The sequence below is a fragment of the Acidovorax sp. 107 genome, from assembly GCF_003058055.1.
GTDB lineage: Bacteria > Pseudomonadota > Gammaproteobacteria > Burkholderiales > Burkholderiaceae_C > Acidovorax.
Genome location: NZ_QBTZ01000001.1, coordinates 3,747,485 through 3,763,481, shown reverse-complemented (window position 1 = coordinate 3,763,481; position 15,997 = coordinate 3,747,485). Strand labels below are relative to the sequence as shown.

The following is a 15,997-nucleotide window of genomic DNA, read 5'->3' as shown; positions in this document are numbered from 1 at the left end:
TTGCGCGTATTTTCGCCTGCGGACCGCCCGGGCCCCAAATGAAATGCAACGGCCCTGGCGCCGCCTACCCCTGGTGCGCCTGCCAGGCCAGAAAATCATCGACCGGCAGAGGCCGCGCAATGTGGTAACCCTGCGCCTCATCGCAGGCCAGGACACGCAGGCGCTCCAGGATGGCCGCCGTCTCCACGCCCTCGGCCACCACGGTGAGTCCCAGGTTGTGCGCCAGATCGATGGTCGAACGCACGATCATCGCGTCGTCCTCGCCGGACTCCATGCCCATCACAAACGACTTGTCGATCTTGAGCTCATCGACCGGCAGGCGCTTGAGATAGGCCAGCGACGAATAACCCGTGCCGAAATCATCGATGGACAGCTTGAAGCCCTGCTCCGACAGGCGGTTGAGCATGGCCTCGGCGCGCTGCGGGTCGTCCATGATCGCGCTCTCGGTGATCTCCAGGCAGAAGGCACTCGCAAGCACCCCGTGGCGTGCCAGGATGTCGGCCAGCCGGTGGCTCAGTTCGGGGTCGAGCAGATCGCGGGTGGAGAGGTTGACCGACACCCTGAGCGGCAGGCCCCGCGCGCGCGGGTCTGCCAGCAGGCGCGCGACTTCTTCAAACATCCACAGCGTGAGGTGGCGCACAAACCCGGTCTGCTCGGCAAACGGAATGAACTGCATGGGCGGCACCAGCCCGCGCTGCGGGTGCTGCCAGCGCACCAGCGCCTCGGCCGCCAGACCCGGCTGCCCGTGCAAGGGCACCTTGGGCTGCAGGTACAGGCGCAGCTCATGGTGCTCCACAGCCTGGCGCAGCTCGGTCAGCAGCGACAGGGTCTGGGCGCTGGACGAGTCAAACGCTGCGTCGTACTGCAGCGCGCCACTGAGCTGACGCTTGGCGGCATACATGGCGATTTCAGAGCGGCTGAGCAGGGTGTCGGCATCGTCCGCATCGCCCGGCCAGCAGGCAAAGCCAATGCCCGCGCTCAGGTCCACGGTCTGGTCTTCAAAAGCCAGCGGCTGCTCGAACGAACGGTTGATGCGCTGCGCAATGTCGTGCGCGGCGGCGGCGTCGGCACGTCGCAGCAGGATGGCGAATTCATTGCCGCCCAGCCGCGCCACCATGTCGTCGGGGGATGGCAGCTGCTGGCTCAGGCGCTCTGCCACCGCCTGCAGAAGGCGGTCGCCAAATGCGTAGCCCAGCACATCGTTGACATGCTTGAACCGGTCCAGGTCCAGCGTGAGCACCGCCAAGGGTTGCACGGGTGCAGTGCTGGCTGCAATGGCCTGCACCACGGCGTCACGAAAACGCTCCCGGTTGGGCAGGCCCGTCAGCCGGTCCCAGTAGGCCAGCCGGCGGATCTCGGCTTGCTGCGCGCCAATGTCCACCCGCATGTGGTCAAACGAGCGCGCCAGGTTGCCAATCTCGTCGGTGCGGTCGGTGTGCTCCAGCGGTACGTCGTATTCGCCGCGCGACAGCCGCTGCGTGGCCGCCAGCAGCGAGCGCAGGGGCGTGGTGAGCCGCTGGGCCACCAGGCCCGTGCCCGCCGCAAACAGCAGCACACCCGCCACGGTGATGATGGCCAGCAGCACCTGCAGTTGCCGGTACGGCGCCACCACCTCGTCCACCGAGCGCAGCAGCAGCGAGTGCACCTCGCCCCCCACGCTGTCCATCCGGCTGGAGCGCGCGAGCAATGCGCCCTCTTCCGTCTGCAGCTCGCCCGCGGCGCCACCGCTGCCTAGCAGCAAGGCCCGCGCATCGGCGGGCAAGGTGCTGACGGGCAGGGTCACCGTGCCGTCGGGAGCCTTGACCATCAAGGTCACATGCACGGACAACAGCTGGCGCATTTCGTCGGCACGCGACTGGTCGATGCGAAAACCCATGAGCACCCAGCCAATGACCACCGGCGCCCGCAGGGGCACCATCACAAACTGGTAGGGCACGCCGTCCATGACCGCAATCTGGCTTCCCTGGGGCTGCTGCGCCAGCCGGGGCACCACCTGCCGCAGCGTGGCCGGAAATTGGTCCATGCTGCCCGTGAGGCTGACCGCACGCAGCGTGAGGTCGGTCCCCAGCAGCGCGGTCACGGCCGCGCCGATGCGGCTGCCGTGGTTCTCCAGCACCGATTGGATGGTTTCCTCGTCCCCCGAGTTGACCGCAGCGCGAAACCCGTAGTCGGCAGCCAGCAAGGCCGAGCCCTGGCGCAGTTGCTCGGCGTTCTGGTCCAGCAGGCGGCGCCAGATGTTTTCGTCCAGGTCCAGGGCACGCGCGATCTGGGCGCGCGCATTGCGGTCGATGGAGGCCCGCACCACCGCAAAACCCGCCGCCTGCACGATGAGCAGCAGCAGCAGCGACAACCCCACCAACCGCAGGATCAGGCTGCGCCGGGCCAGGCGCAGCCGCATCAAGGCTGCAACCCCGTCATGCGCACCGAGGCCGTGGCCATGCCCGTGGCGGGCACGGCCAACGTCTGCTCCAGCGCCGGGGCACCCACCGGCAGGCGGGTGTGCCAGGTGCGCAGCGTGTAGGTGCCGGGCGGCACGTTGTCGAGCTGCGCCTTGCCGGTGGCGGCGGGGGTGCGTGCGTAGTACGGCGTATCCACCACCAGCACCCAGCCCACCATCTGGTCGTGGATATTGCAGCCCAGGGTGACCACCCCGGATTTGTCAAACAGCACCGGGTTGGACGGCGTGCCGCTGTACAGCTTGAGCTCGAACTTCTTGGCAGGCGAGAAGGAGTACACATGGTGCCGCACCGAATCGCGGTTGGGGAACAGCACCTCGGTGCCCACTGGCACCACCAGCAGGCCGGGCACGAACTGCCGCTTCTCCTGCGCCATCTCCGCACCAGACAGCGGCTTGACCTGCTTGCGCGCCTCGGCAGAGTCCAGAAACACCACGGCATCGGCCAGCGGCTTGCCCGCGGCGTCAGACACATCGACCTGCACCGTGCCCGCACCGGCGCCAGCGGCCAACGTGGCCAGCAGCGCCGCGCACCAAGTCCTGCGCCCCGCACGCACCGGCAGCCTGGGCATACCGCTCTGGCTCATGGTTCGATCGCCAGGCCCACCAGTGGGGCGCCGTCGCCCACCAGGCCCAGGGGGCGGGTGGCGCCCGTGGCCAGGTCCACCTGGTGCAGCCGGGTCTGGGTATCGGCGGCGGTGCGCACGGCAATGAGGGCGGTGTTGCCCACGTCGGCAATGTCAAAGCTCACATCGGTGAGCGGCCCCAGCCCCAGCGGGCCTACGGTGCGCAGCTGCCCGGCATTGGGCGACACCACGGGCACCGTGCCTTCGCGCGAGCCCTGCATCACCAGCACGCCCAGGGCGCGATCGATGACGTAGTTGGTGGTGATCTTGCTGTCGTTGGGGTTGTAGGTGTAGGCAGCACCGGCAATGTCGGGCTTGCGGCGGGCGTTCACGTCGCCCCAGGCGTAGCGCAGGCTGGGGTCGGGCTGCACGCCCTCCACGGCAGCGTCGCCATCGACGGCAGCCCCGGTGTCGGGGTGCAGACGCAGGTTCTGGCCGGTGCTGGACACCACCCGGATGCGGTCGGCCGCTGGGTTGAAGTCAAAGCCGAACACGGTGCCCTGCAGCGCCAGCGCAGCGGGCGCGGGGCCCACCGGGCGCAGCGCGCCCGTGGGAATGTCGAGTGTGTACAGGCGGCCCGCTTGCGACAGCGCATAGAGCACGCCCTTGGCCACGCGGAAGTCGATGCCCACCAGCCGTTCGCCAGGCGCCAGGCCCGTCACCGGGCGCCGCTCCAGGATGCGCTCGGGCTGCACAGCCTGGAAGGTGATGAGCTCCTGCGAGGCCGTCACCGCCACCAGGGTTTCGCGCAACCCGGTGTCGGGCCGAGGCGCCGCACAGCCGGCCAGCACGGCCAGGGCCGCCGCAGAGGCGGCGGCCGCGCGCAGCGTGGAGGAGGGAAAAAACGGATGCATGAAAGGCCTCGCAAGTGTTACAGGTTTATACCTGATCGATTGCGCCCACGGCGTGGGCAAGGGCAAACCCCAAGCCTTGCATTTACTTTGTTTTTGATAGCAACAAAGCCATATTTCGATGGCGCCATCAGCGTTTTTCATCATGATTTCAGCGCGACCTTCTGTTGCACTTTGCCTCCAGCGCACCCGGCTCGTGCATGGCCGCATTTGTAACAACGGCGGCCATGCAGATCGGGCATGGGGCCATCCGCAACGCTCATGACACATTTGGTTGTTATTACCTACACTGCACCGACCCCAGCGCCCGCCCAATGGGCGCACAGCGGCCGGTGGGCACCCTTATTGCTTTGCGCAAAAGCCCACCGTTTGATCACGCTTTGATCCTTTTCGAGACCCAAGGACCCCCATGTCGGCTGCTTCCACCCTCAAATCCCTCTCGATCTCCAGCCGACTCGGCCTGGGGTTCGGCTGCATGCTGGTGCTCCTGGTGGCTGTGGCGGCGGTGGGCCAACTGTCCGCTGGCAAGGTGCACGATCAGATGATTCAGATCACCGACGTAGGTGCCAACAAGGCCAAGCTGGTCAACGGCATGCTGGAGGGCGTGAGCGCCATCGGCATCCAGAGCCGCTCCGCCGCCATGCTCAACGACATCGACCCCAAGCAGGCGCGCGAGCAGATCGTGGCCGTGGGCAAGACGCTCAAGGAGTACGCCACGCAGGAAGCCGCTTTGACCCAGTTGCTCACCCCAGCCACCGCCACCCCCGCAGAGCTCAAGCTGCTGGGCGAGGTGCAGGCCCTGGGCGGCAAGACGCGCCCCGAGCTCGACAACGCCATCAAGGCGGCGGACGACGGCGACACCGTGAGCGCCACGCTGGCGCTCATGACGCGCGTGGCCCCCGCCGAAACCGCCTGGCGTGCCAAGCTGCGCGAGTTGATCGAACTGCAAAACACCCTGAATGCCGAAGCCACGGCTTCTGCAGAGCAAACCCAGAGCAGCGCCCGTGTGGTGGGCGGGCTGCTGGTGCTGCTGGCCATCGGGCTGGGCGCACTGATCGCCTGGCGCATCACGGCCAGCATCACTGCCCCCATCGGCCGTGCGGTGGTGGTGGCCGAGCGCATTGCGCGCGGCGACCTCACCTCGCAGGTGGAGGTGCGCATCCACGACGAAACCGGGCGCCTGCTCGAAGCCATTGCGGCCATGCAGGAGCGTCTGCGCACCCTGGTGGGCGAGATCGGCCAGACTGCCGACTCCATCCTGGTGGCCAGCTCGGAGGTGGCCTCGGGCAACCTGGACCTGAGCCAGCGCACGGAGCAGACCTCGCACAACCTGCAAAGCGCTGCCACCTCGCTGGTGGACCTGACCGGCACGGTGTCGCAAAGCGCCGACTCGGCCCGCCAGGCCAACCAACTCGCGTCCACCGCGTCCGATGCGGCCACACGCGGCGGCGAAGTGGTGGGCCAGGTGGTGCGCACCATGGACACCATCAGCGCCAGCTCACGCAAGATCGCCGACATCATCAGCGTGATCGATGGCATCGCGTTCCAGACCAACATCCTCGCGCTGAACGCCGCCGTTGAGGCCGCCCGTGCCGGCGAGCAGGGCCGGGGCTTTGCCGTGGTGGCGGGCGAGGTGCGCAACCTGGCGGGCCGTTCGGCCCAGGCTGCGCGCGAGATCAAGGCCCTGATCGGCACCAGCGTGGACCAGGTGCAAGAAGGCAGCACGCTCGTCAACCACGCGGGCAAGACCATTGAAGAACTGGTGCAGTCGGTGCGCCGCGTGTCCGACATCATGGGCGAGATCACGGCCGCCACGCAGGAGCAAAGCCAGCGCATCGGCCATGTGAGCCAGTCCGTGGGCGCGCTGGAAGAAATGACCCAGCAGAACGCCGCGCTGGTGGAAGAAGGCGCGGCCGCCGCCGACAGCCTCAAGGACCAGGCGGGGCGCCTCACGCAGATGGTGGGCACCTTCCGCCTCACGCGCAACGATGGCGGCGGCGAAGACAGCTGGGGTACCGCCAGCCCCGCCGCAGCACCGGCGGCGGTGCCGGCGCCCACACGCACCACAGCCCCACGCCCACTGGCCTCTGCCCCGTCACGCGCTCCTGCACTGCCGCGCAGCTGACGAGACTTTCCCACGGGCGTACGCTCCCAGAGGGAAAGCGCAGAGCGCCTCAGGGGGCGGTCACGCTGGACCGCAGCGCAGCCAAGTCCAGCACGCGCAGGCCGCCGTACTCCACACGAATGGCGCCTTGCGCCTCCAGCGCAGACAGCGCCTCGTTCACCCGCTGGCGTGACAGCCCCACCAGATAGGCCAGCTCTTGTTGCGTGATGCGCAGCACCTCGCCCACGCCCGGGTACAGCACCGGGTTGAACAGCGATGCCAGGCTGCGCGCCACCCGCACATCGGGGTTGTTCAGGCGGTCGATTTCGCGCGCTGCGATGAACTGACCCAGGCGCTCGTTGAGCTGGTTCATCACGAAGCGGTTGAAGCCGATGGAGTGGTCCAGCAGCCAGTGAAAGCTGTCGATGGGCAGCCCCGCCACCACGCTCTTGCGCAGGGCCTGGATGTTGTAGCGATAGGGTTCGCGCTTGATGGTCGTGCCCTCGCCAAACCAGCCGCCAGGCGGCAGGCCCGCATAGGTCATGGTCTGCCCCTGGGCGTTGTCGGTGCTCATCTTGAGCAGACCCTCCACCACCCCAAACCAATAGGTCACCGGGCGTCCCACACGGCACACATAGTCGCCCGGCTTGGCGTCACCCACCAGCAGCGAGGCCACCGCACGCTCCCGTTCAGCGGGCAGCAGCAGGGGGAGCCAGGGAATGCCTTCCAGCTCCTGCGGTGTGGGCGAACGGCGCCGCTGGTGCAGCGACAAGTCCTGGTGGGTGCGTGGGTCCATGGCACAAAGGTTCTCACGAAAAAGGGGCCCCGCGGCCGCCTGGGCATGCGGGAATACCACGACCCCAATTGTCGTCAGACCGACAAAAAAATGCCAATCGTGACGGGATGATGTCGCCTCGCGCCCCCGCCATACAGGGAGGGCGCCCCGAGGAGACAAGCACCATGACCCAACCATCTTCCACCACCGCACGCCCCCACCACCCCGCGCCCACCGCACTGCGCCCCCTGGCCCGCCGCCAAGTGCTGGCCGCTGCAGCCGCCACCGCAGCGGCCGTGGGCCTGCCCGGGCTGGGCTGGAGCGGCGCAGCCCGCGCGCAGGAGGGCGCCATCAAGATCGCACAGTCCACCGCCCTCACCGGCCCGCTGGGCGATCTGGGCTCGGCCATGCACCAGGGCGCCAAGGCCGCGTTTGCGGGCATCAATGCGCGCGGCGGCGTGCACGGCAAGGCCATCGAACTCGTCACCCAGGACGACACCTACGACGTGCCCAAGGCGCTGGCCAACGTGGAGCAGTTTCTGGCCGACCCTGGGTACTTTGCGCTGTTCAACTGCATGGGCACGCCCATGATCGACGCCATGCTGCCCAAGGTGATCGAGAGCGGCATCCCGTTTTTTGCGCCCTTCACCGGCGCGCAGCTCAGCCGCACCAAGAACGCCCGCAACGTGTTCAACATCCGCGCCAGCTATGCCGACGAGGCCGAGAAGCTGGTGCAGCACCTGTCCACCATCGGCATCCAGCGCATTGGCATCGTCTACCAGAACAACTCGTTCGGCAAAGAGGTGTTCAACGCGGCCAAGCAGTCCATGGACCGGCTCAAGCTGCCCGAGGCCGTCGCGGTGACCGTGGAGAACAATGCCTCGGACGCGGGCAGCGCCGCAGCCAAGCTGGCCGGCGGCAACCTGGAGGCCATCGTGATTGGCCTGGCGGGCAAACCCACGCTGGAGTTTGTGAAGGCGTTCCGCGCGCTCAAGCGGGGCGTGACGCTGTACGCGCTGTCGGTCATGGGCACCCCGGCCACCGTCAAGGCCCTGGGCGCGGACGCCACGGGCATGGCGATCTCGCAGGTGGTGCCCCTGCCCTCCAACGTGGTGATGCCCGTGGTGCGCGAGTTCCAGGCCGCCTGGAAGGCCTCGGGCGCCACGGCCGAGCCTTCGCATCTGGCGCTGGAGGGCTACATCAACGCCCGCGTGTTTGCCGAGGCTTTGCAGCGCGCAGGCCGCAACCCCACCCGCGCAGCCTTCATCGACGCCACCTGGAACCTGAAAAAGTGGGACCTGGGCGGGTTCGAGATCAGCGCCAGCACGCCCGACCGCAACGCCTCGCGCTTTGTCGAACTCACGCTGGTGGGGCGCGATGGGCGGTTCTTGCGATAGCCCGAAGGGCCCGCCGCTGGCACGCTGATGACAGGGGCGCGCTGCGGCGGGGCCGCCCATTCAATTGCTATAAATCAGATAGCTATCAGCGCATATTGCACTAGCGCTACCGGCCGATTTTGTTCAAATACCGTTACTGCGACGCCAGCCCGTACCGGTAGCCCTTGAACGACCAGATGGTGCGACCGGGTTCGATCTTCTCCAGCAGCAGGCCCGGCCCGGCCGGGTCGCCCTCGTGCAGCACCTGGCCGTTGACGATGGCCATGCGGTACACCGAGTTGCTGGAATAGGTGACCCCAGAAATCTTGAGTGACGGCAGCTGTGCCCGCACGGCTTCGGGCAGATCGGCTTGCGCAAACACGGTGCCCGTGGCGGCCGGGGCTGCGGCAGGAGCGGGGTTGGCCGCTGCTACGTCTGCGGCACGCGGGGCGGGGGCTGCGGGCGTGCGCTCGCGCAGGGCGGGCGCTGCAGGGCGCGGCCGCTCGGGGTCGGCGGCAGGGGAGCGAGGCGCTATGGAAGGGCTGGGCGCAGGCCGCTCCCGCTCCGGTGCCGCCGCGCGCGGCGCGGGTGCCGGAGGGGGCGTTACCGCTGGCGCAGCGGCAGGGGCCGGTTCCGGGGGGGCGACGGCAGCGGGTGGCGCCGTGGACGCTACCGCCGGCATGGACGGAGCCACGGCCGCAGAAGTAGCAGGCGCTGCAGCCACCACGACGGCACCCGCAGGAACCGGCCGCTGCAAGACCCACCAGGTGCCGCCGGCCGCCGCGGCGGCCACAGCAACCACCGCCACAGCCACCAGCACCGGGCTGATGGCCGACCGCTCTGCCACCGGCAAGGCACCGGGTACGGGCACCGCCGGTGTATGGATGCCGGGCACGGCGCCACGGCCCCGTTCGGCTTCTGCGCGCCGCAGCGCGTCAAGGATGTAAGACACTGGGTTCAGCCTCCGGTGCGCAAGCGCGGTTCGCTCACGCCGTTGACACGGTTGAGCAGCATGAGGGTCAAGGGCCCCGCCCGGCCGTCCGGGGTCACCCCCTGGGCCAGCTGGAAGCGCTGGATGCGTGTCTGGCGCTGGGCCGGCGTAATCGCACGGCCGACTGCCGGTGCGCCAGCGCGCGAGCCACCGGCCGCAGCCGTCGCCAGCTGCTGGTCCAGCCAGGCGGCACCGGCGGGGGTCTCTGCCAGGTCGCCCTTGTCGGGCATGTCGGGCGGCGTGCGCCACAGCGTGGCCATGTCGCCACGCCACACCTGCGCCAGCTCGGCCACCGGCACGCGCACCGTACGGCCCGCGCCTTCGAGCGTGGCCATGTCGCCTTCCAGACGGCGCAGTACGGCTGACACCGCCACATCGCCCTCTTCGGACGGGAACAGCGTGAGCAGCACCGGGCGGTCGATCTGCCGCACCAGGTTCAGGCCCGCACGGCGGTTGCGGTAGCAACGCAGGCCGTAGCGCGGCAATGCGGCGCAGGCATCGGCACTGTCGGCCACGCTGGCACCCCAGGCCGAGGCCAGCGTCTGCCAGGCCGCGTTGTCGCTGGCGGGCAGTGCGGCCACAAACTGCTGCAGGTCCGACATGGCCACCGGCGCCCCACCGCGCGGGGCCGAAGCCCCTGCCGCAGGGGCGGTGGGTGTTGTAACCGCTGCCGTGCTGGCAGCACTGCTGGGTGGGGCGCTGAATGGCGCGCTGGCAGATGTTTTGCTGGCCGTGGCGCCCGCAGGCGCGGCGGATGACACGACGCCCTGCCGAGACCATTGCGGCCAGGTCCCCAGTGCCCAGCCGCCCGCCACCAGGGCGGCACCCGCCGCCACGCCCAGGCCCGCCACCGCCCAGCGGGGCCACTGGCCCCGGGCGCTGCGCGCTGCAGCGGCCGACGCGGGTGCATCAAACACCTCAGCCGCCGCACGCTGGACGATGCGGGCGCTGACCTCGCGCACCCCGGCGGCATAGGCGCCCAGCAGCGCCCGGTCGCACAGCAGGTTGATGCGCCGGGGAATGCCGCGCGACAGCGCAGGCACCCGCCGCAGGGCGCTGCGGCTGAAGGGCAACGGCCCATGTAGCCCCGCCACAGCCAGGCGGTGGGCGATGTACTGCTGGGTTTCCTGCGCGCTCAGCGCATCGAGGTGAAAGCGCGCAATCACGCGCTGGGCCAGTTGCTCCAGCGCGGGGCTGGCAACCATGGTGCGCAGCTCGGGCTGGCCGATGAGGATGATCTGCAGCAGCTTGCGCTCGCTGGTTTCCAGGTTGGTCAAGAGGCGCAACTGCTCCAGCACGTCGGCCGACAGGTTCTGCGCCTCGTCAATGATCAGCACCGTGTTGCGCCCGGCGCCATGCGCCGCGAGCAGCGAGGCATTGAGCGGGTCGATGTAATCCTTGACCGTTTCCACCCCGGCCCCCGAGGGCTGGTGCGGCACGCCAAACTCGTCGCAAATAGAGCGCAGCAGCTCGCCCACCGTGAGCTTGGGGTTGAAGATGTAGGCCACGTTGCAGTGCGACGGGATCTGCTCCAGAAAACAGCGGCACACCGTGGTCTTGCCCGCACCCACCTCGCCCGTCAGCAGCACAAAACCGCCGCCCGCATCCAGGCCATACAGCAGGTGCGCCAGCGCCTCGCGGTGCCGCTCGCTCATGAACAGGTAGCGGGGGTCGGGGGCGATGGAGAACGGCGGGTGCTGAAGGCCGAAGAACGGGGCGTACATGCCCCGGAGGATACCGCCCGCCCGTGGGCAGGGTTTTACCCACCCGGGAGTTACCCCTAAATTGTCGTCGGCAAGACAAGATGGCGTCAAAGTGGGTCCTAGCATTCCCCCATCGCGCAAACACAAGCTTGCGCACCCGGCAGTCACCGGGCTGACACCTTCTCACTTTCAGGAACCAGCAATGTTGACCACGTTCCCGCAACTGCTGCTCAAGCACGCCGCCGAGCGCCCCGACGCCCCGGCCCTGCGCGAAAAAGAATATGGCATCTGGCAAACCCACAGCTGGGCCGACCTGGTGCGCCTGGTGGAACAGGTGGCCGCCGGCCTGCACCTCGCCGGCCTGAAGCGCCACGAGCACATGGTGGTGGTGGGCGCCAACCGCCCCCGCCTGTACGCTACCATGCTGGCCGCGCAGTCGCTGGGCGCCATCCCGGTGCCGTTGTATCAGGATGCGGTGGCCGCCGAATGCATCTACCCGCTCAACAATGCCGAGGTGCGCTTCTGCCTGGTGGAAGATCAGGAGCAGGTAGACAAGCTGCTCGAAATCCGCGAGCAATGCCCGCAGATTTCCAACATCTACTTTGACGACCCGCGCGGCCTGCGCAATTACGCAGAGCCAGGCCTCGCCTCGCTGGACGCTCTGATCGAGTCCGGCAAGGCCTTTGCCGCCCAAAACCCCGGCTGGTTCAAGGCCGAAGTGGCAAAAGCCCAGCCCGGCGATGTGGCCGCAATGTTCTTCACCTCGGGCACCACGGGCAACCCCAAGGGCGTGGTGCACACCCACAGCACGCTGCTGGACCGCGCCAGTGCAGGGGCAGAGTTCGACAAGCTCACCAGCAGCGAGGAAGTGCTGGCCTACCTGCCACCCGCCTGGATCGGGCAAAACATCTTCAGCTACGCGCAGTGGCTGGCTTGCGGCTACGTGGTCAACTGCCCAGAGTCGGCCAGCACGGTGACCATCGACCTCAAGGAAGTGGGCCCCACCTACTACTTTGCGCCCCCCCGCATTTTTGAAGGCCTGCTCACCAGCGTGATGATCCGCATGGAAGACGCGGGCGCCATCAAGCGCAAGATGTTCGAGGCCTGCATGGCAGTGGCCAAGCGCGTGGGCCCGGCCCTGATGGACGGCGAGCCTGTGGGCACCCTGGACCGCATCAAGTACGCGCTGGGCAACCTGCTGGTGTACGGCCCGCTGCGCAACAACCTGGGCTTTTCCCGCGTGCGGGTGGCCTACACGGCGGGCGAGGCCATCGGGCCCGACCTGTTCACCTTCTACCGCTCCATCGGCATCAACCTCAAGCAGCTGTACGGCTCCACCGAGACCGCTGTGTTCGTGTGCCTGCAGCCCGACAACCAGGCGCGCGCCGACACCGTGGGCGTGCCGATTCGTGGCGTCGAGATCAAGGTCGCCGACAACGGCGAGATCCTGGTCAAGTCGGCCGGCTTGCTCAAGGAATACTACAAGAACCCTGCTGCCACGGCCGAGGTGCTGACAGCCGACGGCTGGTACCACACCAGCGACGCAGGCTTTCTGGATGCGCACGGCCACCTCAAGATCATCGACCGCGTCAAGGACGTGGGCCGCATCCTGGGCGGCGCCAACGACGGCGCCATGTTTGCGCCCAAGTACGTGGAGAACAAGCTCAAGTTCTTCCCGCACATCAAGGAAGTCGTGGCCCTGGGCGACAAGCGCGAGAAGGTCTGCGTGATGGTCAACATCGACTTCGACGCCGTGGGCAACTGGGCCGAGCGCCGCAACCTGCCCTATGCCGGCTACACCGACCTGGCCCAAAAGCCCGAGGTGTATGAGCTGATCCGCGAGTGCATCGAAAAGGTCAACGCCGACCTGGCCACCGACGCCATGCTCGCGGGCAGCCAGGTCAGCCGCTTCCTGGTGCTGCACAAGGAGCTGGATGCCGATGACGGCGAACTCACCCGCACCAACAAGGTCCGCCGCGGCTTCATTGCCGACAAGTACGGCGTGCTGGTGGATGCACTGTATGCAGGCCGCACCGAGCAGTACATCGAGACGCAGGTGAAGTTTGAAGACGGCCGCACGGGCAGCGTGAGCGCCACGCTCAAGCTGTCGGACACCAAGACCTTTGCGCCTGTGAAGAGTGCCGCATGAAGCCCGCGCTCTACCCGCTGGAGAAGCCCCCCACCATGACCACCAAGAAGATCGGCGACGTCATCCTCGACGTCAAGAACATCAGCCTGCGGTTCGGCGGCGTGAAGGCGCTCACCGACATCTCGTTCAACGTGAAAGAGCACGAAATCCGCGCCATCATCGGCCCCAACGGTGCGGGCAAAAGCTCCATGCTCAACTGCATCAACGGCGTGTACACGCCGTCCGAAGGCTCCATCACCTTCCGGGGCAAGACGTTTGACCACATGAACTCGCGCCAGGTGGCCGAGATGGGTGTGGCCCGCACGTTCCAGAACCTGGCGCTGTTCAAGGGCATGAGCGTGATCGACAACATCATGACCGGCCGCAACCTCAAGATCAAAAGCAACCTGCTGATGCAGGCGCTGCGCATCGGCCCGGCCGAGCGCGAGGAGATCCGCCACCGCGAATATGTCGAACACATCATCGACTTCCTCGAAATCCAGGCCTACCGCAAGACCCCCGTGGGCCAGCTGCCCTACGGCCTGCAAAAGCGGGTGGACCTGGGCCGCGCCCTGGCCATGGAGCCGCAGGTGCTGCTGCTCGACGAGCCGATGGCCGGCATGAACGTGGAAGAGAAGCAGGACATGTGCCGCTTCATCCTGGACGTGAACGACGAGTTCGGCACGACCATCGTGCTCATCGAGCATGACATGGGCGTGGTGATGGACATCAGCGACCGTGTGGTGGTGCTGGACTACGGCAAGAAGATCGGCGACGGCAGCCCCGACGAAGTGCGCAGCAACGAAGACGTGATCAGTGCCTACCTCGGCACCTCGCACTGATCAGGAGACGACAACATGGCATTCTTTCTCGAAACACTGATCGGCGGCCTCATGGCCGGCATGCTGTATTCACTGGTGGCACTGGGCTTTGTGCTGATCTACAAAGCCTCGGGCGTGTTCAACTTTGCGCAGGGCGCGATGGTGCTGTTCGCAGCGCTGGCCATGGCCCGCTTTGCTGAGTGGATCCCCAAGTGGACGGGCATCAGCAGCCCCATCGTGGCCAACCTGGCGGCCTTTGTGATCGCAGGCGCCATCATGTTCGTGGTGGCCTGGCTGATTGAAAAACTGGTGCTGCGCCACCTCGTGAACCAGGAAGGCGCCACGCTGCTCATGGCCACGCTGGGCATCACCTACTTCATGGAAGGCCTGGGCCAGACGCTGTTTGGCAGCGACATCTACAAGATCGACGTGGGCATGCCCAAGGAGCCCATCTTCGCGCTGGAGTCCATGTTCCAGGGCGGCATCCTGATCAACAAGGAAGACGTGATCGCGGCCGCCATCGCCGCTGCACTGGTGGCCCTGCTGTCGGTGTTTTTCCAGAAGACCTCCACCGGCCGCGCCCTGCGCGCCGTGGCCGACGACCACCAGGCGGCCCAATCCATCGGCATCCCGCTCAACCGCATCTGGGTGATCGTGTGGTGCGTGGCGGGCGTCGTGGCCCTGGTGGCCGGGATGATCTGGGGCAGCAAGCTGGGCGTGCAGTTCTCGCTGACCACCGTGGCGCTGCGTGCGCTGCCCGTGGTGATCCTGGGCGGCCTTACCTCGGTGCCCGGCGCCATCATCGGCGGGCTGATCATCGGTGTGGGCGAGAAACTCTCCGAGGTGTACCTGGGACCCTTCGTCGGCGGCGGCATCGAGATCTGGTTTGCGTATGTGCTGGCGCTGGTGTTCTTGCTGTTCCGCCCTCAGGGGTTGTTCGGCGAGAAGATCATCGATCGCGTGTAACCCATAAGAACAACAGGAGACTTCCATGCTCTACCGCGAAAACGGCCAGTTCAAGACGAGCTACCGCGCTGACCAGCAGATCTTCCCGATCGCACAGGACCGCCTGGCCATCGGGATCATCCTGGCCATTGCCTTCATCGCCGTCCCCATGTTGGCCAGCGACTACATCTTCCGCGCCATCCTGATCCCCTTCGTCATCATGGCGTTGGCGGCCCTGGGAGTGAACATCCTGGTGGGCTACTGCGGGCAGATCTCGCTGGGCTCCGGCGCGTTCATGGCCGTGGGCGCCTACGGGGCCTACAACTTCTTCGTGCGCTTTCCGGGCATGCCGCTGATTCCTGCCTTGATCCTGGGCGGGCTGTGCGCCACGTTCTTCGGCATCCTTTTCGGGCTGCCCAGCCTGCGCGTCAAGGGGCTGTACCTGGCGGTGGCTACGCTGGCCGCACAGTTCTTCAGCGACTGGATGTTCCTGCGCATCAAGTGGTTCACCAACAACTCCGATTCGGGCTCGGTGTCAGTCAACAACCTGCAGGTGCTGGGCATGCCCATCGAAAGCGCCACCAGCAAGTACCTGTTCTGCCTGGCGTTGCTGGTCATCGTGGCCCTGCTGGCCAAGAACCTGGTGCGCGGCGCGATTGGCCGCGAGTGGATGGCCATCCGCGACATGGACGTGGCTGCCGCCGTGATCGGCATCCGCCCCATGTACGCCAAGCTCAGCGCGTTTGCCGTCAGCTCCTTCATCGTGGGCATGGCCGGTGCGCTGTGGGCCTTTGTGCACCTGGGCGCGTGGGAGCCTGCGGCCTTCTCGGTGGAGATTTCATTCCGCCTGCTGTTCATGGTGATCATCGGCGGGCTGGGTTCGATCATGGGCGGCTTCTTTGGCGCGGCCTTCATCGTGGTGTTGCCCATCGTGCTCAACCAGTTCCTGCCCGCCTTCATGGGGCTCTTTGGCATCGAGGTGTCCACGGCGGGCGTGTCGCATGCCGAGCTGATGATCTTCGGCGCGCTGATCGTGTGGTTCCTGATCGTGGAGCCCCATGGCCTGGCCAAGCTCTGGTCCACCGCCAAGCAGAAGCTGCGCCTGTGGCCCTTCCCGCACTGATCAGACCGCGCTGCAGGAAACCCCTTACTCGCAAGTCCCGATACGAGCCTGTTGCATTGCCGCGTTAACTGTCTGTCTGTCGTGTTTTTTCCCGTGCTT

At 67.1% G+C, this 15,997-nt stretch carries 12 protein-coding genes; 6 read left to right on the top strand and 6 right to left on the bottom strand.

All coding sequences use genetic code 11. From position 1 onward, the window contains the following. Window positions 1–64 precede the first annotated feature (64 nt). Genes C8C99_RS17540 through C8C99_RS17530 form a run of 3 tightly spaced genes read right to left on the bottom strand, consistent with a single transcriptional unit; the run spans window position 65 to window position 3,935 of the window. A complete protein-coding gene (locus tag C8C99_RS17540; RefSeq protein ID WP_108626434.1) occupies window positions 65–2,398 on the bottom strand; it encodes a bifunctional diguanylate cyclase/phosphodiesterase in 2,334 nt (777 codons plus the stop codon). Further along, window positions 2,398–3,042, bottom strand: a complete 645-nt coding sequence (locus C8C99_RS17535; RefSeq protein WP_108626433.1) for a methylamine utilization protein — start codon at window positions 3,040–3,042, stop codon at window positions 2,398–2,400. The genes C8C99_RS17540 and C8C99_RS17535 overlap by 1 nt, the downstream gene beginning before the upstream one ends. Beyond that, window positions 3,039–3,935, bottom strand: coding sequence for a DUF4394 domain-containing protein (locus C8C99_RS17530; RefSeq protein ID WP_108626432.1), 897 nt, complete (start codon window positions 3,933–3,935; stop codon window positions 3,039–3,041). Before C8C99_RS17530 ends, C8C99_RS17535 begins: the two co-directional genes overlap by 4 nt. Window positions 3,936–4,341: 406 nt before the next feature. Between C8C99_RS17530 and C8C99_RS17525 the strand changes: the two genes are divergently transcribed. Beyond that, window positions 4,342–6,057, top strand: a complete 1,716-nt coding sequence (locus C8C99_RS17525; protein WP_056647423.1) for a methyl-accepting chemotaxis protein — start codon at window positions 4,342–4,344, stop codon at window positions 6,055–6,057. Window positions 6,058–6,106: 49 nt separating this feature from the next. On the opposite strand, the gene C8C99_RS17520 is transcribed toward C8C99_RS17525, so the two are convergent. Further along, window positions 6,107–6,832: a Crp/Fnr family transcriptional regulator gene (locus C8C99_RS17520; RefSeq protein ID WP_015012356.1), complete on the bottom strand. Its 726-nt coding sequence runs from the start codon at window positions 6,830–6,832 to the stop codon at window positions 6,107–6,109. A gap of 164 nt (window positions 6,833–6,996) precedes the next feature. Here C8C99_RS17520 and C8C99_RS17515 point away from each other — a divergent pair, with 164 nt between their 5' ends. Next, window positions 6,997–8,208, top strand: a complete 1,212-nt coding sequence (locus C8C99_RS17515) for an ABC transporter substrate-binding protein (protein ID WP_056647426.1) — start codon at window positions 6,997–6,999, stop codon at window positions 8,206–8,208. A 133-nt stretch (window positions 8,209–8,341) separates the two neighbouring features. Here C8C99_RS17515 and C8C99_RS17510 read toward each other — a convergent pair whose 3' ends face one another. After that, window positions 8,342–9,139 (bottom strand): general secretion pathway protein GspB, encoded by a 798-nt coding sequence (locus tag C8C99_RS17510; protein ID WP_108626431.1) that lies wholly within the window; start codon window positions 9,137–9,139, stop codon window positions 8,342–8,344. A 5-nt stretch (window positions 9,140–9,144) separates the two neighbouring features. Beyond that, a complete protein-coding gene (locus C8C99_RS17505) occupies window positions 9,145–10,902 on the bottom strand; it encodes an AAA family ATPase (protein ID WP_108626430.1) in 1,758 nt (585 codons plus the stop codon). Between the two features lie 181 nt (window positions 10,903–11,083). Here C8C99_RS17505 and C8C99_RS17500 point away from each other — a divergent pair, with 181 nt between their 5' ends. Genes C8C99_RS17500 through C8C99_RS17485 form a run of 4 tightly spaced genes read left to right on the top strand, consistent with a single transcriptional unit; the run spans window position 11,084 to window position 15,898 of the window. Next, window positions 11,084–13,030 (top strand): long-chain fatty acid--CoA ligase, encoded by a 1,947-nt coding sequence (locus tag C8C99_RS17500; RefSeq protein WP_108626429.1) that lies wholly within the window; start codon window positions 11,084–11,086, stop codon window positions 13,028–13,030. Between the two features lie 35 nt (window positions 13,031–13,065). Beyond that, on the top strand, window positions 13,066–13,851 hold the full coding sequence (locus tag C8C99_RS17495) for an ABC transporter ATP-binding protein (protein WP_056060064.1): 786 nt from the start codon (window positions 13,066–13,068) through the stop codon (window positions 13,849–13,851). A gap of 15 nt (window positions 13,852–13,866) precedes the next feature. Beyond that, window positions 13,867–14,796: a branched-chain amino acid ABC transporter permease gene (locus C8C99_RS17490; RefSeq protein ID WP_056647436.1), complete on the top strand. Its 930-nt coding sequence runs from the start codon at window positions 13,867–13,869 to the stop codon at window positions 14,794–14,796. 25 nt (window positions 14,797–14,821) lie between these two features. Further along, window positions 14,822–15,898, top strand: coding sequence for a branched-chain amino acid ABC transporter permease (locus C8C99_RS17485; protein ID WP_056647439.1), 1,077 nt, complete (start codon window positions 14,822–14,824; stop codon window positions 15,896–15,898). Window positions 15,899–15,997 lie beyond the last annotated feature (99 nt).

Coding starts and splice junctions, on each gene's coding strand:
- C8C99_RS17540 (WP_108626434.1), bottom strand. CDS start 2,398: ATGCGGCTGCGCCTGGCCCGGCGCAGCCTGATCCTGCGGTTGGTGGGG.
- C8C99_RS17535 (WP_108626433.1), bottom strand. CDS start 3,042: ATGAGCCAGAGCGGTATGCCCAGGCTGCCGGTGCGTGCGGGGCGCAGG.
- C8C99_RS17530 (WP_108626432.1), bottom strand. CDS start 3,935: ATGCATCCGTTTTTTCCCTCCTCCACGCTGCGCGCGGCCGCCGCCTCT.
- C8C99_RS17525 (WP_056647423.1), top strand. CDS start 4,342: ATGTCGGCTGCTTCCACCCTCAAATCCCTCTCGATCTCCAGCCGACTC.
- C8C99_RS17520 (WP_015012356.1), bottom strand. CDS start 6,832: ATGGACCCACGCACCCACCAGGACTTGTCGCTGCACCAGCGGCGCCGT.
- C8C99_RS17515 (WP_056647426.1), top strand. CDS start 6,997: ATGACCCAACCATCTTCCACCACCGCACGCCCCCACCACCCCGCGCCC.
- C8C99_RS17505 (WP_108626430.1), bottom strand. CDS start 10,902: ATGTACGCCCCGTTCTTCGGCCTTCAGCACCCGCCGTTCTCCATCGCC.
- C8C99_RS17500 (WP_108626429.1), top strand. CDS start 11,084: ATGTTGACCACGTTCCCGCAACTGCTGCTCAAGCACGCCGCCGAGCGC.
- C8C99_RS17495 (WP_056060064.1), top strand. CDS start 13,066: ATGACCACCAAGAAGATCGGCGACGTCATCCTCGACGTCAAGAACATC.
- C8C99_RS17490 (WP_056647436.1), top strand. CDS start 13,867: ATGGCATTCTTTCTCGAAACACTGATCGGCGGCCTCATGGCCGGCATG.
- C8C99_RS17485 (WP_056647439.1), top strand. CDS start 14,822: ATGCTCTACCGCGAAAACGGCCAGTTCAAGACGAGCTACCGCGCTGAC.